Below are 24,772 nucleotides of genomic sequence, written 5' to 3' on the forward strand. Positions count from 1 at the left end.
CTGATTTTTCAATACTATTACTATCTAAATTTTTCAGCCGAACAGTTGCTTTTTTTAAAAAACTCGCCGATTGGAAAGCCTTCAAAGCAATGACAGAGGCGCAGTTCTCCCAATAGTATAACTTTTGGGCTGCGATGCCTATGGTTACAAAGGTTACTTTGTTTATTTATACTTTCTTATCGGTCTAAAAAAGGGGTGGTGGGCTTACATGGAAATCATGACAGATCACGGATTTCGCAAAACCATTAAAATTTTTCGCGCTATTTTCTTCATCAGTTTGATCGCCATGGCTTGTGTGGTCATTGTCTTGGCCGGCATTCTTACCTATGCAAAGATCCTCGGACCGCCGCCGCTCGCCGTGCCTCAGTCAACATTGTATTTTTCCGATGATGGCAAATTGATTGGCGAAAGCAACAACGGGCAAAAACGCTACTGGGCCAAGCTTGAGGAAATTTCACCGGATTTAATTCATGCCACCATCGCGATTGAAGACCGGAATTTTTACAACCACCACGGTTTTGATTACAAACGGATTGCCGGGGCGGTGATTGCCGATATCCGCGCATTGGCAAAAGTACAAGGGGCGAGTACGATTACCCAGCAGTATGCCCGCAACCTATTTCTCGAGCATGACAAAACGTGGACGCGGAAAATTCACGAAGCCTTCTATACCATCCGCCTCGAAATGAACTATACGAAAAATGATATTTTGGAAGGTTATTTAAATACCATCTACTATGGAAACGGGGCTTATGGGGCGGAAGCAGCGAGTCAGTTTTATTTTGGCAAAAAAGCGGCCGATCTCAGTTTGGCAGAGGCCAGCATGCTCGCGGGCATTCCTAAGGGCCCCGGTCTTTACTCGCCACTGAGTTCATTGAAAAATGCCAAAGAGCGCCAGGCCATTATTTTAACGAGCATGGAAAAAAACGGCTATATCACCAAAACAGAAGCGGCAGCCGCCGCCAAACAAAAGCTCGTCTTCACCGGTGTGCATAAGACGCAAAAAGTGAAAGTAGCCCCTTATTTCCAGGACGCCGTGCAAAATGCCCTCAAAAATCAGCTCCATTTGGATGAGCGCATGATTGCCCTAGGCGGATTAAAGGTGTACACGACGCTAAGCCTCAAACAGCAAAAGGCAGCAGAGAAGCAAATCAAACAAAATGTAGCGCGCTCGTCTGATATTCAAGTGGCGCTAGTGGCGATGAACCCGAAAAACGGTTATATCCAAGCAATGGTCGGCGGCCGGGATTACGCACAAAGTCCGTTTAACCGCGCTGTACAAGCGGTCAGGCAGCCTGGTTCGACGATTAAGCCGCTGCTATATTATGCCGCTCTGGAGCATGGGTTCACCCCATCATCGACGATGCGAAGTGAGGATACAACCTTTCATTTTGATGATGGTCGGGCTGATTACACGCCGCATAACTTCAATAATCAGTATGCCAACGGCGAAATTACGCTCGCCCAGGCGCTGGCCGTTTCGGATAATATTTTTGCGGTAAAAACACATCTATTTTTAGGAGAAGAGGTGCTAAAGGAGACAGCAAAGAAATTCGGACTATCGACAAAAATGGCCCAGGTTCCGTCACTTGCGCTGGGAAGCTCGGGGGTCCGCGTAATTGAAATGGCCAATGCCTACAGCCTGTTCGCCAATGGCGGCAAACGCGTTGAGCCAACCCTGATTACCAAAGTGGAAGATTATCATGGCAAGGTGATTTTTGAAAAAAAATCGCAGACTGAAAAAATCCTTGACCCGGCGAGAGCTTATGTCATGACGCAAATGCTGACCGGCATATTCGACCCGAAACTCAACGGCTATGCGAAGGTGACCGGGAGTACGATCGCTGCCGAGCTGACGCGCCCTTATGCGGGCAAATCCGGTTCAACCGAGACGGACAGCTGGATGATTGGCTACTCGCCGCAGCTTGTGACCGCCGTTTGGGCCGGTTATGATGTCGGGAAGCCGATTAACCTCTCCACCGAGAAGTCATATGCGAAGAAAATCTGGGCTCATTTTATGGAGGAAGCCCTACAAGGCAAGGCCGTCAAAGCGTTCAAGCCACCAAAGGACGGGGTGGTCGGCGTTTACGTCGATCCAGCCAATGGTAAGCTGGCGACAGACGACTGCCCGGTCCGCCGGCTCACGTATTTTGTTGCCGGAACCGAGCCGTCCGAATATTGCACCGAGCATCTAAAAAATGGCGGCGGCAAACCGGATAATCGCGAAACAGTGCCGAAAAAACCATGGTATAAACGATTATGGCCATGGGGTTAAGGTTATGGAAAAAGCTCCGGAGATGGTTCCGGAGCTTTTTCTTGTCCTAGTTTTACAGTGTTTTTACACTGCTTATAATACTACTCATTTTTCCAAAAAAATTCAAGATTAGTTTTTCATTCAGCGGCCAAGGCCGTCTTCAGTTCAGCGGACGAATTATTCCACATCGTCTCATTATGGGAACGAAGGAAATCGGCCAGCACTTCTTTCGAGCGGGCGTCCATATCATCCACGATAATATGGCGTTTGAGCGATTTATCCATGCGGTTCACATGCTCGGGCAGCAGCTTGTAACCGCGCCGAATTTCCCGGTCAACGGTCATAAAACAGGCGGCCACGCCGGCATAATACGGCCCTTCTTCCTTACGGTCAACTGTTACCCAGACGAGCCAATATGGTTTGCCGTTCGGTACTTCCTCTTTATTCGGCAAAAATTTGATCCCTCTTTCAACAGCACTGCGGGCATGCATCGCGCCAATATCAATTTCCGCCTCTCCGGCCTCAACATCAATGATAACCGGCGTTACGTTATCGAGGCTGAGTGCCCCCTTGCCAAAGCCCTTGTGCCCATCGGTTGGATCACTCTTAATGATATTAAAGCCCATTTTTTTCTTATTTTCTTCCATTATGGCGTAAGACCTCCTTTAAAAAAACAGCCCATAAAAGAATTGATTTAAAACGTCCCAGATCCACGGGATGACGATGCTGAAAAGCGGTTGAATCGTGATGCTGTTTAGCGGCGGGATAAGGACTAAAATCAAAAAAATTAGAATTCCATACTGCTCATATTGGGTCATTTTTGCCCTAGTGTCATTGGGGACTAGATCCTCAACAATCCGGTAGCCGTCAAGCGGCGGCAGCGGCAGCAAATTAAAGATGAAGAGGACGATATTAAGCCGGATAAAGATTTGCATAAAGGAATAGAAATTGTCCGAACTATTGATACCAAAATGGTTTAAACCATACCAAACAATGAAGCCAAGGCAGGCCAACAGCAGATTCGCCAACGGTCCGGCAACCGAAACGAGCACACCGGCAAGGCGCGGCTTTTTAAAAAAATAGCGGTTAACGGGAACCGGGCGGGCCCAGCCGAATCCGGCAATCAAAATCAGGATCGTGCCAAATGGATCGAGATGCTGCAGCGGGTTTAAGGTCAGCCGCCCCTGTTTTTTTGCCGTCATATCACCAAATTTATAGGCAACATAGGCATGGGCAAATTCATGCAAGGTAAAGGCAAATACCAGGGTAATCGCAACATAAGGAATCATCTGTAAGGGATAAGCCAAAAAGCCATCTAGAAAATCCAAAAATAGTTCTCCTCCTTAGTGAAAAAGCGGAGTCAGTCTCCGTACCATCTCTAGTTTCCTTCTAGTATACATGAAACCGCTTTGAAAATAAAAATCAAATGGGCCTTGAACGGGGTCAATGCTGCCTAAAATATTTTACTCATCCACATATGAGAAATATTGCACTTTTTTGTCTATTGTGGAACACTACAAGCAGAGCTTTTTACGAAGGGAGGAAATCGAACATGCCATACGTAACGGTAAAAATGCTGGAAGGCCGCACTGACGCACAAAAGAAAGCACTCGTTGAAAAAGTAACCGATGCCGTCAGCGAAACCACCGGCGCCCCAAAAGAAAACATCACCGTCTTTATTGAAGAAATGAGCAAAAACCACTACGCCGTCGCAGGCGTCCGCGCCAGCGACAAATAACACAAGACCCATCACGCAGTCAATGTGATTTTGGGGGGCACCATGTGAAATTTTCACATGGTGCCTGACACCCCTCGTGGACACGATTCCACCCCACACGGACACAGAAAATGGTAGTTGGTATTGCCTGGCAATAAAAAAGAGTGTGAAGCGACCATACGTAGGTTTCACACTTTTTTTGCCGTTCCGGTTTACAATTTTAGATTGTCCTTTGGTTCTTCAAGTCTCATTTTTTCCAGTTCGAGCCGCATTTTTTCGGTTTCGATTAAATAGTTCTCATGTTTAAGTCTTTCCAGCTCCAGCTGGTCCTTCACCATTCCCGCCTTTATTTTTGTCTTTTTAATGGAGAAGCCACCCAGAATCGCCACCATAGGAATCCCAAATGTCATTACTATTGCGACCAAGCCTACGAATTCATCCATGCCTTACCCTCCCTCACCACACTGATAGACAAATCATAGCAAATTTTCTAGAAAATTCATATAACCCAAAACTTAAAAAAATGCCTGGATTTTTGACTACCCGATTGTATGGCAAGACAAAAATCCAAGCATTTCCCTGACCTGACATTATTGAACTTTCGCTCTCAAGCTTTCAATATAGCGATAGGCTTCTTCTATTTCCGCTTCCGTATAGCGCTGGCTGCTTTTTAACGTAAATACTTTGTTTTTGACCTCTTCCCTTGGAAGCTCATCAAAAAACAGAACCGTCGATACCAGCTCTAAAAATCTTGCATTTTGCTTATTCATATCCTGGAAACAATCTTCTAAAAACGGCATCTCGACTTCATTTAGACTTAAAAACTCTTTCCCGGATTCCGTCAATGTATAACGGTACTGAAAATAGCCGCCTTTTTTCTCCTTGATCTCATTCAAGAAGCCCATGTTGCACAGTTCCTCCACTCTTGTCGTCAATTCCTCCGAGTATGGGCCGTAAAAATGAAACTGGAATCGATCATTAAACGGAAAGTGAATTTTTTTCGCAATATATATCATCTTTTGCAGTTTCTTGCGGCCGACGATTTCGCCGGAAACCATAATCGCCTGCATCAGCTTGGCATGATCTTTTAACACTATTCGTCATCTCCTACTTCATCTAAACCTTATGGCAATCGCCGTCACCATTTACAATTGAAATCAATTCAGAGGAAAAAATATTCGTCAGCCTATAAAGGCGTTTGTACCGACGTATTCGAGTTATTTTTCCAAAACAAACATACCAACCCGAGTTTAACGGCCTCCGCTCATTTCCACAAACGGACCGCTATTCTAAAAGTGAACGAATTTGCTTTTTAATCTCTCCAGCCGTTGTTTCGTCAGCCAGAAAATCCGCAGGATAGTAGAGTTTGTGATCGGTCCGTCTTTTCCCGGAAATCGCATCAACAATCTCTGATTCTCGGGAAAACTCCCGGAGTTCCCCGCTTTTCATCAATAAGTGAATCGGCAGTCGCTCTTCCTCCTCACCCGGACGGTAAAAATCATAGGGCAGGTCAGAAGAGGAGTCCACGACCAAATAATAGTCGGGATCAATCCCTGCTTGGATGAACAAGGCATTCAGCTCTGCCATTTTTTTATATTCCTTGGCCGGATCAAACTCGGCATACTTAAATAAATTCCGGTTAACAAAGCGGCGGCACAAATCACTTAAGATCGGATCGGCCTCTTCCTGCCAAATTTGAAAATAATACATGATGACCGCTTCATCCAATTTAAGATAGTCTTCTAATGTCACGTTTTCCCGGAAAAACGAGAAAAAGTGCAGCGGCTCATATTTAAACAGATAATGTTCCTTAAATAACTGCTTCGCACGGTGGAGAATTTTTGTCAAAATCACCTCGGCGCTGCGGGAGACAGGATGGAAGTACACCTGCCAATACATTTGATAGCGGCTCATGATATAATCCTCAACCGCATGCATGCCGCTCTTTTTGATGACGACCTGTTCCTCGCGCGGACGCATTACTCTTAAGATTCGCTCCATATCGAACTGACCATAGCTGACTCCGGTAAAATAAGCATCGCGCTGCAAATAATCCATCCGGTCAGCATCAATTTGACTGGAAATCATGCTGACGACGAGCTTTTTCGGGGACGTCTTGGCAATCACCTCGGCGACTTTTTCCGGAAAATCAGAACCAACGTGCTGAAGCACCTTGTTTACCTCAGTGTCTCCCAAAATAATCGCTCTCGTAAAATCCTCATGATCGAAATCAAATACTTTTTCAAATGCGTGGGAAAATGGGCCATGGCCCAGGTCATGAAGCAGCGCGGCACATAAAGTGAGCAGGCGGTCATCATGATCCCATTCCGGCCGGCCGTCAAACACATCGTCAATCATCCGGCGAACAATCTCATAAACACCGAGTGAATGGGTGAAACGGCTATGTTCGGCACCATGAAAAGTTAAAAACGTCGTCCCGAGCTGTTTGATCCGCCTCAGGCGCTGAAACTCCTTTGTCCCGACTAAATCCCAAATCACTCGATCACGCACATGGACATAGCGATGAACCGGGTCCTTAAACACTTTTTCCTCACTCAACTTCTCCGTCGAATACGTCATCCGCTTCCCTCCTCCCCAAGAACATAATCCGAACTACATTAGCCCTATTATATACCAAAAAGCAGCACATTTCCGCAGGATTTTTCGACAACAACAGTGTTTCAATTTCCATTTTATGTGTCCGTGTGGGGTGGAATCGTGTCCACGGAAGGTGCCTGACACCATGCGGTGACGCCGTGCGATTGCATTGAAAAAGAAAAACGGAGCGGTCCAGTAAGTCATATTTTGACTTTTGGGCACTCCGTTATTGTTGTAAAGCCTTGCATATATCAACGTTAGTAAATTTTTGGGCAAACCCTATTTATTTTATTTTTTTACCAACTTTTTCCATTAGTTCTTCTTCCGTGAGGGCGGCGACAGGGCGGTTATTGACGAAGGTGAAGGTCTTTTTCCGACCGGGACCGCAATATGATTGGCAGCCGATTTTGATTTCAGCATCGGGATCGAGCTCCTTCAGACGTGGAATCAAAGTCTTTAAATTCACGGCTTGGCAATCATCACAAACGCGAAATTCATTAGCCATTTCCGACAACCCTTTCTCCAATTGGCAGCTCTAGCCCTCTGACAGACGAGCGCTTAAAGCCTGGCCAACAATCTATAACATTATTTTGCCCAACCGGCAGCTAAGATTTCACCAATTGAGCAAACAATGGAAAAATCACGAACGATGATCGATTAACTCCTAACGTATTTTACATTTTCTCTCTTGCCGATGCAAGCCGCACAAATATAACGATGCGCGCCATGCTAAACAACTTTTTTAAAATTGCTATTTAAAAAATCTATTATCCTTTTAACCATATTGGTATAAAGCCTAGAAAACTTGTCCATGATAAGACTAGAACTTTTTGAACATAGCCATTATTAGGCATGTCATTCATGGGAAATTAATTTTAGGGAGATGAAACAAATGAAAGTTCGTCAAGATGCATGGACAGATGAAAACGATTTGCTATTGGCTGAAACAGTCCTAAGACATGTAAGAGAGGGCAGTACACAGCTGAATGCTTTCGAAGAGGTAGGTGACAAGCTGAACCGGACCTCTGCGGCTTGCGGCTTCAGATGGAACGCCGTCGTCCGCCACCGTTATGAAAAAGCGCTGGCATTGGCGAAAAAGCAGCGAAAACAACGGCAAAGAATTTTAGGAAAAGATCAGGGCGGCAAGAAAAAACTGCTCTACAATCCGCCAGTGACCACTCCGGAAGAGTTGGGTCCACTGCCAGTCAGCGCAGAAATCCCGGCAGTAGCTGAACCTATTGCAGAAGTGCCAGCTTCCGAGGTCCAAAACATGACCGCAGAATTGGCAATGGAATCCTATGTACAGCCGCAACCCCAAGTGTATACGCCAGCAACAGGTTTGACAATGGAGTCCGTCATCGCCTTCTTGCAAAACTTTCAACATTCCAATCTGCAAAATGAAGCATTAAAAAGTGAGAATGAAAGATTGAAGCGGGAAATGACCGATTTGAAGCGACAAAACGAGGAATTGCAGAACAAGATCAAGGGGCTCGAAGAAAATTCCGAAACCATGCAGGAAGACTACGAAACCTTAATGAAAATTATGAACCGCGCCCGCAAGCTCGTTTTATTTGAGGAAGAAGAAAGACCCGCCACCAAATTCAAAATGGACCGTAATGGGAACCTGGAAAAAGTAGCGGAATAAAGCGGATTCCAATGCTTCCGTTCCATTCATCAGGGAGAAGAGAGTGCGCAGCAGCTCTATTAAATAAGAAGAGGCTAGCTCTGTTAGCGGCATAAACCGTTTAAGAGCCAGCCTCTTTTTGTGTTTGCATCGCCAAATAAGGTTCATTTCGCTGGACGATCCGGTGGATATATCCGGGCAAGAGCTCAAGTTCAAACTCATTTAACCCGCCGGCATAAAGCCGATCTCCATAGTGCTGTAGCTGGTTAAGCAGGCGCAGCATCATATCGCTGATGGAAAAATCACAGCGGTAAAGCTCTGACAGTGAGGCCATCACATCGGGGACGACTTCAGGGGAGAAGAACTTCGTCGCTTCGTCCTTTTTCGCCCTGCGGTAAAACTCGCGGACAAGCTCGGCCCGCTTCGAGCCGCTGCCGTCGACACTGAGGTAAATCTGGACAGCTACGCCCTTTCGTAGCCGTCTTTGCGAAATCCCGGCAAACTTTTTCCCGCCGATACTCAGGTCATAGCTTCCCGGGCAATATGAGCCGTCAATCTCCCCGGCGTCAATGCGCTGCGGGAAATCAGCAAACATGCTTTTCGTAAGCGCCCACATGGCTTCATAGCCGCGGTTGATATCAATTCCTTTCTCCGCCTCCGGAAAAATCAGCGAAACATTGAGAACTCCCGCGTCTAGGACAACCGCAAGACCACCGGAATTGCGGACGATCACCTGATACCCTTGTCCATTTAGAAATTGAATCCCTTCCTGCAAATAGGGAAGCTTCGTATCCTGGATCCCCAACACGACGGTGTTGTGATGAACCCAGGTGCGCACTGTTGCCGGCGCCTTTCCCGCCCCGACAGAGGCACACAACGTATCATCATAACCAAATGACTCCAGCGCCGGAAAAAGCGGTCCAACACCAGACTGATCAATTACCCGCCACTCCGGCTGGCGCAGCAAACCTTCCATATTGATTGCCCCTTATATGTATGTTGTAAATATTGTACCAAAGAATGTTATGAGCGCAATGAATTGTACAAAATTGAAGCTCTTTTTTACAAAATCCAGCTGTTATTTTACAAAACTCAAGCCTAATTATACGTAATCACCCTGCAATTATACAAAGATTAGAATAAAGTGGAAACCCTACCCGTCAATCAAAAAAAGCCAGCTCTCCAAAAGAAGAGCCAGCTCAGAAATAGATTACAGTCCTTGGGCTGCGGTAATTAACGCCAGTTTGTATACATCCTCTTCATTACAGCCGCGGGACAGGTCGTTAACCGGGCGGTTCAAGCCTTGAAGAATCGGGCCGACAGCCTCAAATCCGCCTAAGCGCTGGGCAATTTTATAACCGATGTTGCCGGCTTCCAGGCTCGGGAAAATAAATACATTGGCATTACCCTGAATGACAGAACCGGGGGCCTTACTTTTCGCAACAGACGGAACAAAAGCGGCATCGAATTGAAATTCGCCATCAAGCACAACCGAAGGGTCCCGCCGTTTGGCTTCGGCAACAGCGGCAACGACCCGCTCGGTTTCATCCGATTTGGCCGATCCTTTTGTGGAAAAACTCAACATGGCCACGCGCGGCTCAATATCAAACATCGCTGCAGTCTTCGCGCTCTCTAAGGCAATTTCCGCTAAATCATTGCTGTCCGGAGCAATATTAATCGCACAGTCGGCAAAGACATATTTTTCATCGCCGCGCACCATAATGAACACGCCGGACGTTTTCTTGACGCCTTCCTTTGTCTTGATAATCTGCAGTGCAGGACGGACGGTATCAGCAGTGGAATGGGTGGCGCCGCTGACAAGCCCGTCGGCTTTATTACGATAGACAAGCATCGTCCCAAAGTAATTGACATCGAGTAAAATCTTACGGGCATCTTCTTCCGTGGCCTTGCCTTTGCGGCGCTCGACAAACGCGGCGACAAGTTCATCCATCCCCGCGTAATGAGCAGGGTCATAAATTTCCGCCGCATCCAAAGAGACGCCCAGTTCAGCAGCCTTTGCCTGCACCTCGTCAATATTCCCCAGCAAAACCGGTGTTACCAGTTTTTCCGCTGCTAACCGGCCCGCCGCTGTTAAAACCCGTTCATCCAAACTCTCCGGAAAGACGATTTTTAACTCGCGACCGGCAAGTTTATTCTTTAAGCCAGTAAATAAATCACTCACTAATCAAAACCTCCCATTTTAAAAAAAAGCTCTTCTTTTAGAATACTTTACCAGAACAATTTTTCAACCTATGCAATTCGAAGATAACGTTTTCAGGCAATAGTTTTTTTAAAAAATTACGCTCTCAGTTTTAAGATGCGCGTTTATTGATAAAAATATCCAACCTCGCTAATTTAAGGTTTTATTAAAGCACCTGTGGGTCAAACTATGGTATAGTAATGATGATCTAAGAATAATGATTATATAGGAGTGAGTTTAATGAGCGAAGCAGCACAAACACTTGATGGCTGGTACTGCCTGCATGATTTCCGTTCTGTCGACTGGACCGCCTGGAAAATGCTTTCAAGTGACGAACGGCAAGCCGCCATCGATGAGTTTCTAGGTCTCGTTGAAAAATGGAACACGGCTCAAGAGCGCAAGGAAGGCAGCCATGCCCTCTACACGATCGTCGGCCAAAAAGCCGATTTTATGATGATGATCCTTCGCCCGACGATGGAAGAGTTAAATGAAATTGAAACCGAATTTAATAAAACAAAACTGGCAGAATACACCATTCCTGCTTTTTCTTATGTATCCGTGGTCGAACTCAGCAATTATTTGCCATCTGATGAGGATCCATACCAAAATCCACAGGTGCAGGCACGGCTTTATCCTATTTTGCCGAAAGCGAAGCATGTTTGCTTCTATCCAATGGACAAGCGCCGCCAAGGCAATGACAACTGGTACATGCTGCCGATGGAGGAGCGCCGCGAGTTAATGCGGAGCCACGGCATGATCGGTCGTAAATATGCCGGACTGGTGAAACAAATTATTACCGGCTCTGTCGGCTTTGATGATTATGAGTGGGGCGTTACCTTATTTGCCGATGATGTCCTCCAGTTTAAAAAACTTGTCTATGAAATGCGTTTTGATGAAGTGAGTGCCCGTTATGGCGAATTTGGCGCGTTCTTTGTCGGAAATATTTTAGCAGAAGAACGCGTGCCGCAATTCCTTCAGGTATAAAAATAATCAGAGCGCTTTTTGAAAAAAGTGTTGACTGCGTTTGCCCGGTTAGCTCTTTGCTTTACAGCTTCCAGCCCTGTTTGGAAGCTTTTTTACTTTACCTCCTATTTACAAGTCATATCTCACTGTTTTTTCTCATACTATAAAACAGCGAGTCTATAAACGTATCTCGGGAAATGCTTGACCCTTTATGTATCCATTCAGGGTTGATCGAGTATGTATAGAATGTTAGGCAAATTGGTACATTTTATTTTTTAGGAGGGAAACAAATGAACCAATATTACAATCCTCAAGGCTTCCAGCCGTATACCGGGGCAGCTGGACAGCAGGGAGCACAGCCAATCACTGGCGGCGGCCAGGGTCAGGCGTTTTTTCCAGTACAGCCGCATCCGCAATTTCCGCCGACCAGTTCAGGCACTGTGCCCACGCCGCCATCCGCCACTGCGGGGTCAGCGATACCGGGCATGCTGCCAATTGAACAGTCATATATCGAAAATATTTTACGACTGAACAAGGGAAAATTAGTCAGTGTGTTTGCTACCTTTGAAGGCAACCCCCAATGGAATGCCAAAGAATTTAGGGGCATTATCGAGGCTGCCGGCAGGGATCATGTAATTCTAAGCGATCCGCAGGTAGGAACCCGCTACTTGATTCCGATGGTTGCCGTCGACTACATCACCTTTGCCGAAGAAATTGAATACGAGTATCCATTTGGAGCCGGGCCCTCATTAGCAACTTTCCCCCCGCGTTAACAGCAAAGCAGCAGTGCCCAGTCTCAAACTCCTTCCGGGGCACATAAACTCGTCGAAAGGCGAGTCCGTTAGGGCGGTTCATGAGGCGTAGTTAAACTTATGCCTACCATGAAAGTATAGCTATTTTCATTCTTTGTGGTGCAACACTGATTTTGCGCTGCATGGTGGACTGATAGGAAAGTTTTTATGCTTTCCTATCAGCCAAAAAAGGCATCGGGATCACTCACACCCAATGCCTTTTTGCCATGATTAAAAATTTTTCACTGCACCGATCATCATTAACACCCAACCAATCAAAAAGCAGACGCCGCCAATCGGAGTGATTGCTCCCAGCGGTCCTATTTTCGTTAAAGTTAACAGATACAAGCTGCCGCTAAAGAAGATAATCCCGACAAACATCAACCAACCTGACCAAGTAAATAAGGAGCTTGCCGGTACCTTTCCCAGCAGTAATCCGACAACCAGAATACCTGCAGCATGAAACATTTGATACTGAACCCCTGTTTTCCAAATGTCTAAATAGTAGGCATCAACCTTTCCCTTCAGCCCATGAGCACCAAAGGCCCCAAGCGCCACCGCCAAAAAGGCATTCAAAGCGCCAATTACAATAAAAGCTTTCATCCTGTCCCCCCCTGTTCCATCCAATATGCTTCCTGTTGCAAACAAAGAACGCCAACTGCGGCGCAACTCTGCTTGTCAACACTTTAAGCATTGGTTAAAAATCAAACAACGAATCCCCGTTTGCTTCATCATCCAATTCCAGTTTTTTCGGCTGTGAGCTGGATTTCGGCTGCGGCCGCTGCCTTAGAGGCTCCATCACTGCTCCACCAGCCTGGATTTCGTCCAGAATAAGCTCAGATAATATTTTAATCGAGTAAACCTTTTCCCGCAAGCTTTCTGGCTTCTGAGCCATTTTCGCCTGCTGCAGCTCCGCTTCCATCTTTGTCAACAACTTTTGTACTGATATATTCACGAGCGCCACCTCTAGCATTCAATCTCGATTCTATTTTACAAGAGTATCGCCGTTTTTTCGAAAAATTAGACTTTTCGACAAGTTTCCCTTAGGTAGCATGGAAGATGTCGCTGCCTCCTGTTTCCTATTACTGATGATCATCCCTTCATCATCTGCTGCAGCAAAACCCGATTACGCTTTTTCAAGCCTTCATGGTGTGAGGAAACGACAGCAGTTTTCTCGGCATCCGGCTGGATCCATTGCTTGGCTTTATTAACAGCATTGGCGGCATCCTGGAAAGCCCCGGCAATTAACTGCAATTTTCCTTCGTACATCAATATATCCCCGGCTGCGTACAAACCGCCGATAGAGGTTTCGCTAACAGCATTTCCGGCAATGTAAAAGTCATCCACCATCTCAATGTCCAATTCACTATTTTTCACAAGCGAAGCATCAATCTCATAACCGTGATTGACAATGACTTCGTCGATTGGCAAGCTGAAGACTTCACCGGTTTCATGATTCGTCAACTCGACACTAACAATTTTTGTACCGTCCGAACTTACATCAAGCTTTGTCATTGTCGTTTGAAACAGGCAAACTGCCGTACCGTTCAGCAGCTTGGTTGCACTGGCCTCATGCCCTTTTAAAGCATCTTTCCGGTAGATTACATATACTACCTTGGCAATCGATTCCAATTCATTTGCCCAATCAATCGCGGTATTGCCGCCGCCGGAAATCACCACTGCTTTGTCCTTGAAATGGGTTAAAGACTTCACCGTGTAATGTAAGTTGGACACTTCCAACTGCTCAGTGCCATCTATTTCCAATCTTTTCGGCCTCAAAATACCGCTTCCAATCGCGATGATAACTGTTTTTGAGTAATGTTTTTTTCCGGAAGCTGTCTGCACGACAAAAATATGTTCTCCCTCGCTTGAAATCTTCTCGACCTTTTCATTCAAGACCACTGTAGGGTTAAACGTTAGTCCCTGTTTCACTAGCTGCTCCATTAGTTTGGCCCCTGGAATCGGAGTCTGTCCGCCAACATCCCAGATAATTTTTTCGGGATAGACATGCAATTTCCCGCCTAATTGCGGCTGGTACTCAATGATCTTTGTCTTCATCTCCCGCAGCCCGCTGTAAAAGGCGGAGTACAATCCTGCAGGGCCTCCCCCGATAATGGTCACATCAAACAATTCTTTCCGATCCATTTTCGCCCACTCCTTCGCAGCTTATGTAATTGATTATCATTCTCAAATAAATATACCCTGATCCTTCTTAGTTTTCAATAAAAACGGAAGAACATTCAAATAATAAGATAAGCGCAAGCGACTTCGGAACAAGCACAGCCAGTTCCTGCGAAGCTTATTCTCTTCGAAGTCTTCCTTAGTCATCGCCGTCCAAACTCCTCGAAAAAGCTATCGCTTTCCTTCGTTCGATGTCTGTACTGGCGAAGCTTCCTTGTCGAGCTAGACAATTCTCTAACTCGAAAGTTATCCATTCTTATTCTTTTAAAAAAACGGATTGACATTCAAATTAAGAGTGTTTATAGTTTTAATTAACGATATTGATAATCATTATCAATTACAGTGTGCTGAACGGAGGTCAGGCAATGGTTCGCCTATATACAAAAGGATTACATATTGGTTATGGAGAACGGCTGATTGTAAAAAATCTCAATGTAGAAATCCCCGATCGCAAAATTACAACCATTATTGGGGCCAATGGCTCCGGAAAGTCCACATTACTGAAGGCGATTACCAGAATTGTACCGCAACAGTCCGGAACGGTTGTGCTTGATGGAAAGGACATTCTCAAGGAAAACACGAAAATTCTCGCCCAAAAAATGGCGATTCTCCCACAAACGCCGGAAAGTGCCAGCGGCTTAACTGTCGGTGAGCTGGTCTCATACGGCCGCTTCCCTTACCAAAAGGGGTTGGGCCGCTTAACGAAAAAAGACATCGAGGTGATTGACTGGGCACTTGAAGTCACGGGGACGAGCGACTTCAAGTACCGCTCCGTCGATTCTCTATCTGGGGGCCAGCGCCAGAGAGGATGGATTGCCATGGCTCTAGCACAGGAAACCGAGATTATTTTTCTCGATGAACCAACAACCTATTTGGACATGGCCCACCAGCTGGAGGTCCTTGAACTTTTGCAAAAGTTGAACATCGAACAGGAACGGACGATTGTTATGGTGCTTCACGATTTAAATCAGGCAGCCCGCTTTGCTGACTACATGATTGCCTTAAAAGACGGACAAATTGTCAAGGCCGGTGACTGTGAGGAAGTCATGACCCATGACGTCTTGAGAAAAGTATTCCAAATTGACGCCCATATTGGCAGAGACCCAAGGACAAACAAACCAATGTGCATTACTTACAATCTTTTAAAAGGAGATAATCAAAATGAAAAAATGGCTATTCCCCTTTCTTCTATTGGTGCTTATCGTTAGTGCCTGCAGTAATAATTCTGTCGAAAAAAAGGAAAACGCAAAGAATAACGGCAAAGACTCTGAAACGATTACCTATCAATCCGAAAATGGACCCATTAAAGTTCCGGCACATCCAAAGCGGGTGGTTGTGCTTTCAGCTTTCGCCGGAAATGTGCTTAAACTGGGAGTAAATGTAGTCGGCACTGATAGCTGGTCTAAGAACAGCCCGATTTTAAAGGATGAACTAAAACATGCCGCTGAAATTTCCGAAGATAATATTGAAAAAATTATTGAACTAAAACCTGATTTAATCATCGGACTATCCACTGCTAAAAACCTGGATAAATTTAAGCAAATTGCACCAACTGTAACCTATACATGGGGAAAGGTAGATTATCTGACACAGCATGTGGAAATTGGCAAACTGTTAAATAAGGAAAAAGAAGCGCGGGGCTGGGTCGATGACTTCAAAAAACGGGCGCAAACCACAGGCGCTGAAATCCGCGCCAAAATCGGAGAAAATGCAACCGTCTCTGTGATCGAAGCCTATGATAAAAGCCTTTACGTATATGGTAATAACTGGGCGCGCGGGACGGAAATCTTATACCAGGCCATGAAACTGAAAATGCCAGAGAAAGTTAAGCAAATGGCGCTGAAATCAGGCTATTATACGCTTTCGGCTGAGGTACTGCCGGAATATGCCGGAGATTATGTCATTCTAAGCAAATATGCAGATGCTGATACTTCCTTCCAAAAAACAGAATCATATAAAAACATTCCGGCTGTGAAGAACCATCATGTATTCGAAATGGTTGGAAACGGCGCTTCTCTCAATGACCCGCTTACACTTGAGGAGCAATTGAAATTTTTCCAACATTCCTTTTTAGGAAAATAATCAGCCAAAGAGGGATTCTAATCGTTAGAATTCCTCTTCCCATTATCCTGCGAAAGAAAAGATGAGAGACTAATGACAAAAGAAGAACAAGCTTCCATTCCTTTTATCGTAAAAATAGCCACCAGTCTGGTTGTTTTTGTCACCATGTTTATAGTTGCCTGTGTTTTGGGAGCGGCTGACACATCCCTGAAAGACGTTTGGCAGGCTATAACATTGGACGCAAAAACCGATACAGTATTGATGCTGCGTGAAATTCGCTTCCCACGGGAAACAGGAGCGGTTTTTGTTGGGGCTGCCCTCGCTGTTGCGGGAGCAATTATGCAAGGCCTGACGAGAAATCCACTTGCGGACCCGGGACTGCTCGGATTAACAGCAGGGGCCAATGCCGCACTGGCAATTACCCTTGCTTTTCTCCCTAATGCCAATTATTTTACGATTACGATTGCCTGCTTTATCGGGGCAGCAATCGGAACACTCATGGTTTTTGGGATTGGCGCCGCCAAAAAAGGTGGCTTTTCGCCGCTCCGGATTGTCTTGGCAGGGGCGGCTGTTTCTGCCTTCCTATACGCTATCGCGGACGGGGTCGGTCTTTATTTTAAACTGTCCAAAAATGTCTCGATGTGGACCGCCGGAGGATTAATCGGAACTTCATGGCCCCAGCTCCAAATCATTGTTCCGCTTATTGTGATCGGAATTTTGCTTGCACTGATTCTTTCCAGGCAGCTGACCATTTTAAGTTTAAGTGAAGAGGTAGCTGTCGGACTGGGGCAAAATACAGCAAGAATCAAGGGAATTCTGTTCATCGTGATTGTTCTGCTGGCTGGGGCATCAGTGGCCCTTGTCGGCAATATGGCTTTTATTGGTTTAATGGTGCCGCATATCGTCCGGGCGATGGTGGGAACCGATTATCGTTTTATTATTCCGATGTCGGCTATGACAGGTGCTAGTTTCATGCTATTAGCCGATACATTGGGCCGGACGATTCATTCACCGTATGAAACACCGGTGGCGGCCATTGTCGCTGTGATGGGGCTTCCTTTCTTTTTATTCATTGTGCGGAAGGGAGGCAGTTTCTAATGATTCACCCTGCCTTACGAAGAAAACAACGAATCCTTTTCAGTCTTTTTCTCGGAATGATTGTCGTCACCATCATCATTGGAATGGGGCTGGGTTATTCTTCTCTATCTTATGACAGACTGATTCCAACGCTTTTCGGCCATGGTACATTTCAAGAGGAGTTTGTATTATTTTCCATCCGCTTGCCGCGAATGGTGGTGACCTTACTGGCGGGGATGGCCTTAGCTTTATCGGGTGCGATTTTACAGGGCATTACCCGCAATGATTTGGCGGACCCCGGTATTATTGGCATTAATGCTGGTGCCGGTGTGGCTATTGCCGTGTTCTTCTTGTTTTTTCCGATTGAGACCGGATCCTTTACCTATCTCCTTCCGATTTGTGCCTTTTTCGGTGCGCTTTTGACTGCTGGTCTTATCTATCTGTTTTCTTATCATAGAAACACCGGTTTGGACCCGGTAAGACTAGTTCTCGTTGGGATTGGTTTTTCCATGGCGCTCTCCGGGGCAATGATTGTCCTGATTTCCTCCGCTGAGCGGGAAAAAGTGGATTTTATTGCCAAATGGCTAACAGGGAATATTTGGGGGGCAGATTGGCCATTTATTGGGGCATTGCTTCCATGGTTAGCGATATTAATCCCCATTACGTTGTACAAAGCCAATCGCTTGAATCTTCTTAGTCTTGGTGAACCCGTGGCAATCGGTGTCGGTGTGTCGGTGGAAAGAGAGCGGATCACCCTGCTGTTAATCGCGGTGGCCCTGGCTGCTGCCGCCGTTTCTGTTACCGGAAGCATCTCCTTTATTGGACTAATCGCACCGCATATAGCAAAGGCTCTGGTTGGTCCAAGAAATCAACTATTTATCCCGCTTGCCATCTTAATCGGCGGCTGGTTCTTATTAATTGCGGACACTATCGGGCATAATCTGATTGAGCCAAACGGCATTTCCGCCGGAATTATGGTTGCCTTTATTGGAGCCCCCTACTTTGTCTATCTATTATTGAAAAAATAAACATGAACGGGTCAGATCCATATAAGTTTATACGGACTGACCCTTTTAGCCCCCGCTGACAGGTGGGATCAACGCGATCTCATCGCCATCGCGGATCACTTCATCATTGGGAGCAAACTCTTCATTCATCGCCGTCATCACCGTCTCCAGTCTGGGGAGATCGTACTTTGCCGCCAATTCTGCCTTCAGCTCCGCGACAGTTTTGCCGCTCGCATCGACCATTATAAACTCCTCGCCGACCACATCGCGTAAGTGGGCGAAAAATAGCACTTTATTCATCGAAATCACCTGCCTCTGGTTTTCCGCTCGGATAAGCGGCCGTTTCCAACTGATTGCCGACCCACTCTTCGCCGTTCTCCCAGTGTTCTTTTTTCCAAATTGGAACAATTTCCTTTATCCGTTCGATTGCATAGCGGTTGGCCTCATAAGCATCCGCACGATGTGGGGTGGACACGGCAATGACCACCGCCACATCGGTAATATCAAGGCGACCAATCCGATGGGTAATCGCCGCCTTGGCTCCCGACCAGCGCTGCTCAATCTCGGCACCAATTTGGGCAAGCTTTTTCACTGCCATAGCTTCATAGGCTTGATACTCCAAAAATAATGTTTTCTTTCCACCGGTTAATTCCCGGACGGTTCCGATAAAGGTCGTAATCGCCCCTGCTTCCCGCCGGACTACCTTGTCTATCACCGCCTGAATGTTAATCGGTTCCTTTGAAATTTCATAAAACGTCAATGATTTCACCTCTTTAAGCCCAGCTTTTTAGCAGCCTCATAGTCTTGGGGTTCATTCATATTGAAAAAAAACCGCTCTAAATCTACATTAGCAAAGTCAGCCAGATCTTTTTCAGTTACGTAATGGACTACTAAGCGGTCAAGCAAGTAGTTCATGCTTCGTTTCCCGTGCTCAATACATTTCGCTGCATTATCAGCAATTTCCTTTTTATAAACAGCAAATAATGGTTGGGGCTTGCCGTTGATAACCGGGACCACCGCATCACCGCCACGGTATTGCTCGACCAGCAACCTGCTAAGCTTGGCCGAGACAAACGGCATATCGCAGGCAACAACAAGATTTACCTTACGGGCACTCGCCTTTAAGCCCGCATGAAGTCCAGCAAGCGGCCCCATACCAGGATAATCATCGCTGACCATTTTTATGCCAAGAAACTCATATGCCTTTGGATCGTTTGTTACCAGAATGATATCATGAAAGCTATTTCGCAGTTCATCTCTAATTCTCTCAACATTCATTTTATCATTTATTTTTAAAAGGGCCTTATTGGTCCCCATCCTGCTAGACTTCCCACCCGCTAAAATAATGGCAGCAGCCTCGTTCATAGCCACACCTTCCTTCTTTTGGTGTCAGGCACCATGTGAAAAATTCACATACCGGCACCCTTAACCAAAGATAAAATAAAGCAGAAATAATAAAGCGATGATATACATGGCTGGTGTTGTTTCGTCTTGGCGGCTGGTGGCCCATTTGACGATGGGATAGGCGATGAAGCCAAATGCGATTCCGTTGGCAATGCTAAAGGTCAGCGGCATGAGGACGATCATCAGGTAGGCCGGGAAAGCCTCAGTAAAGTCATCCAGCGGTACTTCCTTTAAACTTTGAATCATCATACAGCCTACAATGATGAAAACCGGTGCAATCGCGGCATTGGGAATAATCTTAAATAACGGAATCAAGAACAGCGCCGGGATAAATAACAAGCCAGCCGTCAGAGATGTCAATCCGGTTTTTCCCCCGGAAGCGATTCCCGTTGCTGATTCGGCAGCCGTCGTCGTTGGACTTGAGCCGAACAGCCCGGCAGCGAGAACGGATATCGCATTCGCCTGAAACGCTTTCCGGAACTTTTCCTTATCCGGCAGCATCCCCAGCTGTGCTCCCATATTTTCAAAAATAATCACCATTGACAGCGCAAATACCGCCGTCCAAAAATCGACCGAGCTAATCCCGCTGAAATCCAAGGCTAGGAACACTTCCCGGTAGCTGCTAAAAGAAATACTAAAATCACGCAGCTGAGAAAAGTCGACAATACCAAACATCGCACCAATGGCCGTACCAACGATCATCGCAATTAAAAAGTTCCCCTTTACATTGCGCAAAAACAGCGGCAGCAAAACGGCCAAGGTCAAAATCGTTGTCAACGTATGGGGATCATGTAAGTTTCCTAAGGTAACAAACGTCCCTTTACTGGCTATAATCAAGCCGCCATTTTTCAATCCAAGAAAAGCAATAAAAAAACCAATCCCTGCTGTAATCGCATGCACCATCGACTTAGGAATCGCGGCAGCTAAATAGACCGCTCCCTTTGTCATCGCCGTCATCGAAAACACAATGCCGGCCAGAAAAACGGCCGCAAGCGCCTGCTGCCATGAGAGTCCAAAAGCTAACACAAGCGTGTAAACGAAAAAGGCGTTATCACCCATTCCCGGAATGATGATCAGCGGTGAATTCGCCCAAAGTGCCATCAACAGACAGCCTAAACAGGCACAGATGACCGTTGCAATCGTAACCGCCTCATACGGCATCCCGGCCGTTCGCAAAATCACTCCATTAATAACAATAATATAGGCAACCGTCATAAACGAAGTTAATCCGGCAATGACCTCCGTCCGTATTGTGGTATTCTCCGCTGGAAGCCGGAATACCTTCTGCCAATATTGATTCAACTGAATATCTCTCCTTTGGAGGCAACAACCAATAGTAGGGGATCAGGATAGCCTCCCTTCATTCTCGCTCTCCTATCATTATAAAATTTATCCCACCTTAACGGGCAGTAAGACCCCCACATCGATAGTCCAAGTCTACAAGAAATCTAGGTGGGGGATCAACTGCCCGTAAAGGTCCGATTAGTTCAACTAACCACCAGTGGGGGGATGAAGAACCCCCACACTGATGGAAGTTTCACTTTATCATGCATCATTTCTGTTAATTTTTTTCAAATGATTTATAATAAAAATGAATTGAAGCAGATTTTCAGGAGGTTTTACATAATGGCGATTAAAAAAGTATTGACCATTGCCGGCTCGGATACCAGCGGTGGCGCCGGACAGCAGGCAGATTTAAAAACATTCCAGGAGCTGGGCGTTTATGGAATGACCGCCCTGACATGTATCGTGACGATGGATCCAAACGGCTGGCATCATCGTGTTGATCCAATTGCTGTCGACCTAGTTGAAAAACAACTGGAAACGGTCCTCTCAGTTGGCATTGACGGTATGAAGACGGGCATGCTTGGAACGGTGGATATCATCGAACTGGTGGCCAGAAAAATGGATGAGCACAAATTAGAGCGCGTCGTCATTGACCCTGTAATGGTATGTAAAGGCGAAGACGAAGTGCTCAATCCGGAAACGGCTGACGCCATGCGTGAACTGCTCGTCCCACGGGCTTTAGTGGTAACTCCAAACCTGTTTGAATCAGGTCAGCTTGCCGGAATGAAAACACCGAAAACATTGGATGAAATGAAGCAGGCGGCTGCGAAAATCCACGATTTAGGGGCCAAAAATGTTCTCATCAAAGGCGGCAGCAAGCTGCAAACAGAGGAAAAATCACTTGACCTTCTATATGATGGAAAAGAATTCAAAGTATATGAATCAGACAAAATCGACACAACCTATACCCATGGTGCCGGCTGTACCAATTCAGCGGCGATTGCAGCGGAACTTGCTAAAGGGAAATCAGTCAACGAGGCTGTGCAAGTTTCCAAAGACTTTGTCTCTGCCGCGATCTCGCAAGGCTTCCGCTTAAATCAATACGTCGGTCCTACCTGGCATGGCGCTTATCGCAGCGGATTAACTAAGTAATGATATAAACGGTGTCCCTTTTCTAAGGGCGCCTTTTTTTCTTCCACCAAAGCATTGATTTCGCATTTTCTTATTAATTTTAGTATGATAATTACATTATAAATTTTAACTGTTGTAAAGGGAAGGAGGAGCGGAAAATGGAAGTTGTTGACGTGAATCGCGTGCAGGAAGCGATTAACCAACTAGCCAACAAAGATGTCTATATCCATCTGGAAACAACAAATGGTGCCTATGCATCCCACTATGATCAAACCTTTTTTTCCGCCGGCGCCTATATCCGTAATGCCCTTGTCCGCTATGAAATAGGTAAGATCACCGGCGACGGTCCTTACCGGGTCGGTCTAAAAATTAACCTTGGCTGGGTCTACGCTGAAGGGATTACCCATTTTGAAATGGATCCACAAGGAAGACTGCTACTCGCCGGCCACGATTATAAAGGCAAGCTGGCCGTTGCCCTGGAAATCAGCACGACGCCGTTTGACTAAACTCATAAAGGTATCAGTTCCACTTGAAAAATGGCTCAACTCTGTTTGAATCACCGGAAAGGAGAATGGTTATGAAAAAAGAACGCCATGTCCTCGTCGTGTTCCCACACCCGGATGATGAAGCCTTCGGGGTATCTGGAACAATTGCGACTCATATAAAAAATGGCACACCGGTCACCTACGCCTGCTTAACCCTAGGCGAAATGGGACGTAATATGGGGAATCCTCCATTTACGAACCGGGAGGAACTGCCGAAAATCAGGAAAAAAGAATTAATGGAAGCAGCCCGCACATTAGGAATTCAAGACCTGAGGATGATGGGCCTTCGCGATAAAACCATTGAATTTGAAGACGACGATAAAATGACCAATTTGATTTCCTCGTTAATCGAGGAACTGAATCCATCACTGGTTATTACCTTTTATCCCGGCTATGCTGTTCACCCTGACCACAATGCCACTGGGGCGGCCGTCATCCGCGCGGTGGAAAAAATGCCCGCTGCCGCAAGGCCGACCGTACACTGTGTTGCATTCTCCAACGATTGTGTCGAAAAGCTTGGAGAAGCTGATATTATCAATAACATAACACCGGTGAATGAACTGAAGCTGGCCGCGATCAAGGCGCACCGCTCACAGACCGAGGCAACGCTCGCTGACATGGAGGAAAAATTGAAAAATCAGGATCCACAAGTGATGGTCTGGCTCAACAATGAGCGGTTCTGGACCTATAAATTTGATAAGTGAAAATTCGCCGACTGGCGATTCCGTAAGGACGGATCATGAGGCGCAGTTGAACTTATGCTTTCCCATTAGTCCATCATGCAGCGCAAAGAATGAAAATAGTTATACTTTCATGGTAGTTAAAAAATGACGCGTGCCGATTTCGCACACGTCATTTTTTCTTCGCTGTAGAAAGGTATCTTCACTAATTTTGGCGATATCTACACTGTTTGTGACGATATCTACACTATTTGACCAGATAGCTACACTTTTTGTGACAATATCTACACTTTCTGGCCAGATATCTACACTTTTGCAGCGGATAGTTACAATCCACTGTTCCAGCCGTCGCAACAAATTACCTCAATACCCGTGATGCGCCAATGTGCACAGCTTGCACCAGTCGAGGATGACAATTTTTCGTGATTTCATCTCAATCAATTCATCCTTGCGCAGCTTCGAAAATACGCGGCTGACGCTTTCCCGGGTCGTCCCCACCACCGTTGCAAACTCCTGGACCGTCAAGGGGATTTCAATCCCCCAGCGCTTCCCGTCAGTATTAAATTTAGCCCCTAAGCGCTGCAGCGTTTTCACCGTTTTCGCATACACATCGAGCAAGGCCACATCGCGCAGCTGTCCGGTCATTTCCCTTAAGGCATCGCTCATATAGCGGACCAGTTGCAGCGCCAGTTCCGGATAATCAGCAAGATCTTTCTCCAGCTCCTGCTTGTCCAAAAACAAAATCTTACCGTTCTCCAGCATCGTTGCCGTGGCCGGATAGCACTCAGCATTATTGGTAAACAGACAGGCCTCGGCAAAAATGTCGCCCTGCTGCTTCATACAAACAATAATTTCATTGCCGTTTTCATCCCGCTTCGTCAGCTTGACCGCTCCGGAAAAAATGAAATAAACCCCTTTTGCCACTTCATCCTCGGCAATAATCTGCGTTCCCTTTTTGAACTCAAAGGTTTGAATCCGCCTTTCAATGACCGCAAGCGAAGCAGCTGATAACTCTTTAAAAATTACAATCTTGCGCAGCAAATCCGCTTTATTCAGCTCCCGATAAACTGCCAAATTCTCGTCCTGCAAGTAGTTGATTTGGACCAAAATTGCCACCACCTTTTCAAAAGAAATCCTCATTATCACTAAAACACTTTAGATTAGCCTCTATTATAATGACCTGTCTCCAAAAATGAGTGACATAGCTCACAAAAAGGAATCCTCCCTACATAAATATACATTTCAAAAAAAG

At 46.0% G+C, this 24,772-nt stretch carries 29 protein-coding genes; 12 read left to right on the top strand and 17 right to left on the bottom strand.

Going from position 1 to position 24,772, the window contains the following annotated elements:
* Positions 1–208: 208 nt before the first annotated feature.
* Positions 209–2,275, top strand: a complete 2,067-nt coding sequence (locus tag JK635_RS13240; RefSeq protein WP_202654442.1) for a transglycosylase domain-containing protein — start codon at positions 209–211, stop codon at positions 2,273–2,275.
* A gap of 116 nt (positions 2,276–2,391) precedes the next feature.
* On the opposite strand, the gene JK635_RS13245 is transcribed toward JK635_RS13240, so the two are convergent.
* Entirely contained in the window at positions 2,392–2,901 is a 510-nt protein-coding gene (locus JK635_RS13245; RefSeq protein WP_202654443.1) for a YwhD family protein, read from the bottom strand.
* An 18-nt stretch (positions 2,902–2,919) separates the two neighbouring features.
* Entirely contained in the window at positions 2,920–3,543 is a 624-nt protein-coding gene (locus JK635_RS13250) for a site-2 protease family protein (protein WP_202654646.1), read from the bottom strand.
* A 263-nt stretch (positions 3,544–3,806) separates the two neighbouring features.
* On the opposite strand from JK635_RS13250, the gene thmT reads away from it, so the two are divergent.
* Positions 3,807–3,992 (top strand): 2-hydroxymuconate tautomerase, encoded by a 186-nt coding sequence (gene thmT / locus JK635_RS13255; protein WP_202654444.1) that lies wholly within the window; start codon positions 3,807–3,809, stop codon positions 3,990–3,992.
* 191 nt (positions 3,993–4,183) lie between these two features.
* On the opposite strand, the gene JK635_RS13260 is transcribed toward thmT, so the two are convergent.
* The 4 genes from JK635_RS13260 to JK635_RS13275 form a co-directional block, all read right to left on the bottom strand.
* A complete protein-coding gene (locus JK635_RS13260; RefSeq protein WP_202654445.1) occupies positions 4,184–4,414 on the bottom strand; it encodes a hypothetical protein in 231 nt (76 codons plus the stop codon).
* Between the two features lie 147 nt (positions 4,415–4,561).
* Positions 4,562–5,065, bottom strand: a complete 504-nt coding sequence (locus tag JK635_RS13265) for a YwgA family protein (RefSeq protein ID WP_202654446.1) — start codon at positions 5,063–5,065, stop codon at positions 4,562–4,564.
* A 190-nt stretch (positions 5,066–5,255) separates the two neighbouring features.
* Positions 5,256–6,551, bottom strand: a complete 1,296-nt coding sequence (locus JK635_RS13270; protein ID WP_202654447.1) for an HD domain-containing protein — start codon at positions 6,549–6,551, stop codon at positions 5,256–5,258.
* A gap of 301 nt (positions 6,552–6,852) precedes the next feature.
* A complete protein-coding gene (locus JK635_RS13275; protein ID WP_202654448.1) occupies positions 6,853–7,074 on the bottom strand; it encodes a YuzB family protein in 222 nt (73 codons plus the stop codon).
* 387 nt (positions 7,075–7,461) lie between these two features.
* Here JK635_RS13275 and JK635_RS13280 point away from each other — a divergent pair, with 387 nt between their 5' ends.
* On the top strand, positions 7,462–8,214 hold the full coding sequence (locus tag JK635_RS13280) for an RsfA family transcriptional regulator (protein WP_202654449.1): 753 nt from the start codon (positions 7,462–7,464) through the stop codon (positions 8,212–8,214).
* Positions 8,215–8,314: 100 nt separating this feature from the next.
* Here JK635_RS13280 and lipL read toward each other — a convergent pair whose 3' ends face one another.
* Together lipL and pta are read right to left on the bottom strand one after the other, a co-directional pair.
* Complete coding sequence (lipL, locus tag JK635_RS13285; RefSeq protein ID WP_202654450.1) at positions 8,315–9,169, bottom strand: octanoyl-[GcvH]:protein N-octanoyltransferase; 855 nt, start codon at positions 9,167–9,169, stop codon at positions 8,315–8,317.
* A gap of 234 nt (positions 9,170–9,403) precedes the next feature.
* On the bottom strand, positions 9,404–10,375 hold the full coding sequence (gene pta / locus JK635_RS13290) for a phosphate acetyltransferase (RefSeq protein ID WP_202654451.1): 972 nt from the start codon (positions 10,373–10,375) through the stop codon (positions 9,404–9,406).
* Positions 10,376–10,633: 258 nt separating this feature from the next.
* On the opposite strand from pta, the gene hemQ reads away from it, so the two are divergent.
* Entirely contained in the window at positions 10,634–11,377 is a 744-nt protein-coding gene (gene hemQ, locus JK635_RS13295; RefSeq protein ID WP_202654452.1) for a hydrogen peroxide-dependent heme synthase, read from the top strand.
* A 269-nt stretch (positions 11,378–11,646) separates the two neighbouring features.
* Complete coding sequence (gerQ, locus tag JK635_RS13300; RefSeq protein ID WP_202654453.1) at positions 11,647–12,129, top strand: spore coat protein GerQ; 483 nt, start codon at positions 11,647–11,649, stop codon at positions 12,127–12,129.
* Between the two features lie 249 nt (positions 12,130–12,378).
* Here gerQ and JK635_RS13305 read toward each other — a convergent pair whose 3' ends face one another.
* From JK635_RS13305 to JK635_RS13315, 3 genes are all read right to left on the bottom strand, one after another.
* Positions 12,379–12,750: a DUF423 domain-containing protein gene (locus JK635_RS13305; RefSeq protein WP_202654454.1), complete on the bottom strand. Its 372-nt coding sequence runs from the start codon at positions 12,748–12,750 to the stop codon at positions 12,379–12,381.
* A 94-nt stretch (positions 12,751–12,844) separates the two neighbouring features.
* On the bottom strand, positions 12,845–13,102 hold the full coding sequence (locus tag JK635_RS13310; RefSeq protein WP_202654455.1) for a YwdI family protein: 258 nt from the start codon (positions 13,100–13,102) through the stop codon (positions 12,845–12,847).
* A 137-nt stretch (positions 13,103–13,239) separates the two neighbouring features.
* Positions 13,240–14,292: an NAD(P)/FAD-dependent oxidoreductase gene (locus JK635_RS13315; RefSeq protein ID WP_202654456.1), complete on the bottom strand. Its 1,053-nt coding sequence runs from the start codon at positions 14,290–14,292 to the stop codon at positions 13,240–13,242.
* A 401-nt stretch (positions 14,293–14,693) separates the two neighbouring features.
* Between JK635_RS13315 and JK635_RS13320 the strand changes: the two genes are divergently transcribed.
* From JK635_RS13320 to JK635_RS13335, 4 genes are all read left to right on the top strand, one after another.
* Positions 14,694–15,536 carry an ABC transporter ATP-binding protein gene (locus JK635_RS13320; protein ID WP_202654457.1) on the top strand — a complete coding sequence of 281 codons (843 nt, stop codon included), beginning with the start codon at positions 14,694–14,696 and terminating at the stop codon, positions 15,534–15,536.
* Positions 15,490–16,410 carry an iron-hydroxamate ABC transporter substrate-binding protein gene (locus tag JK635_RS13325; RefSeq protein WP_202654458.1) on the top strand — a complete coding sequence of 307 codons (921 nt, stop codon included), beginning with the start codon at positions 15,490–15,492 and terminating at the stop codon, positions 16,408–16,410. The genes JK635_RS13320 and JK635_RS13325 overlap by 47 nt, the downstream gene beginning before the upstream one ends.
* Positions 16,411–16,482: 72 nt before the next feature.
* Complete coding sequence (locus JK635_RS13330) at positions 16,483–17,487, top strand: FecCD family ABC transporter permease (RefSeq protein ID WP_202654459.1); 1,005 nt, start codon at positions 16,483–16,485, stop codon at positions 17,485–17,487.
* Complete coding sequence (locus tag JK635_RS13335; protein ID WP_202654460.1) at positions 17,487–18,494, top strand: FecCD family ABC transporter permease; 1,008 nt, start codon at positions 17,487–17,489, stop codon at positions 18,492–18,494. The genes JK635_RS13330 and JK635_RS13335 overlap by 1 nt, the downstream gene beginning before the upstream one ends.
* A gap of 45 nt (positions 18,495–18,539) precedes the next feature.
* Here JK635_RS13335 and moaD read toward each other — a convergent pair whose 3' ends face one another.
* From moaD to JK635_RS13355, 4 genes are read right to left on the bottom strand one after another with little or no spacing between them, the layout of a single operon-like run.
* Positions 18,540–18,773, bottom strand: a complete 234-nt coding sequence (gene moaD, locus JK635_RS13340; RefSeq protein ID WP_202654461.1) for a molybdopterin converting factor subunit 1 — start codon at positions 18,771–18,773, stop codon at positions 18,540–18,542.
* Complete coding sequence (locus JK635_RS13345) at positions 18,766–19,233, bottom strand: molybdenum cofactor biosynthesis protein MoaE (protein ID WP_235888092.1); 468 nt, start codon at positions 19,231–19,233, stop codon at positions 18,766–18,768. Before JK635_RS13345 ends, moaD begins: the two co-directional genes overlap by 8 nt.
* 5 nt (positions 19,234–19,238) lie before the next feature.
* Positions 19,239–19,838 carry a molybdenum cofactor guanylyltransferase gene (mobA, locus tag JK635_RS13350; protein ID WP_202654647.1) on the bottom strand — a complete coding sequence of 200 codons (600 nt, stop codon included), beginning with the start codon at positions 19,836–19,838 and terminating at the stop codon, positions 19,239–19,241.
* 60 nt (positions 19,839–19,898) lie between these two features.
* The gene (locus JK635_RS13355; RefSeq protein ID WP_202654463.1) at positions 19,899–21,179 is read right to left on the bottom strand and encodes an NCS2 family permease; all 1,281 of its coding nucleotides are present in this window, start codon (positions 21,177–21,179) and stop codon (positions 19,899–19,901) included.
* A gap of 324 nt (positions 21,180–21,503) precedes the next feature.
* Between JK635_RS13355 and pdxK the strand changes: the two genes are divergently transcribed.
* From pdxK to bshB2, 3 genes are all read left to right on the top strand, one after another.
* Positions 21,504–22,316, top strand: a complete 813-nt coding sequence (gene pdxK, locus JK635_RS13360; RefSeq protein ID WP_202654464.1) for a pyridoxine/pyridoxal/pyridoxamine kinase — start codon at positions 21,504–21,506, stop codon at positions 22,314–22,316.
* 137 nt (positions 22,317–22,453) lie between these two features.
* Positions 22,454–22,801, top strand: coding sequence for a YojF family protein (locus JK635_RS13365; protein ID WP_202654465.1), 348 nt, complete (start codon positions 22,454–22,456; stop codon positions 22,799–22,801).
* A 71-nt stretch (positions 22,802–22,872) separates the two neighbouring features.
* Positions 22,873–23,544: a bacillithiol biosynthesis deacetylase BshB2 gene (gene bshB2, locus JK635_RS13370; protein ID WP_202654466.1), complete on the top strand. Its 672-nt coding sequence runs from the start codon at positions 22,873–22,875 to the stop codon at positions 23,542–23,544.
* A 99-nt stretch (positions 23,545–23,643) separates the two neighbouring features.
* Here bshB2 and JK635_RS13375 read toward each other — a convergent pair whose 3' ends face one another.
* Complete coding sequence (locus JK635_RS13375) at positions 23,644–23,874, bottom strand: hypothetical protein (RefSeq protein WP_202654467.1); 231 nt, start codon at positions 23,872–23,874, stop codon at positions 23,644–23,646.
* A gap of 9 nt (positions 23,875–23,883) precedes the next feature.
* Positions 23,884–24,627, bottom strand: a complete 744-nt coding sequence (locus JK635_RS13380) for a Crp/Fnr family transcriptional regulator (protein WP_235888093.1) — start codon at positions 24,625–24,627, stop codon at positions 23,884–23,886.
* Positions 24,628–24,772 lie beyond the last annotated feature (145 nt).

Origin of the sequence: Neobacillus paridis (assembly GCF_016765675.1) — a bacterium.
Classification (GTDB): domain Bacteria; phylum Bacillota; class Bacilli; order Bacillales; family Cytobacillaceae; genus Neobacillus; species Neobacillus paridis.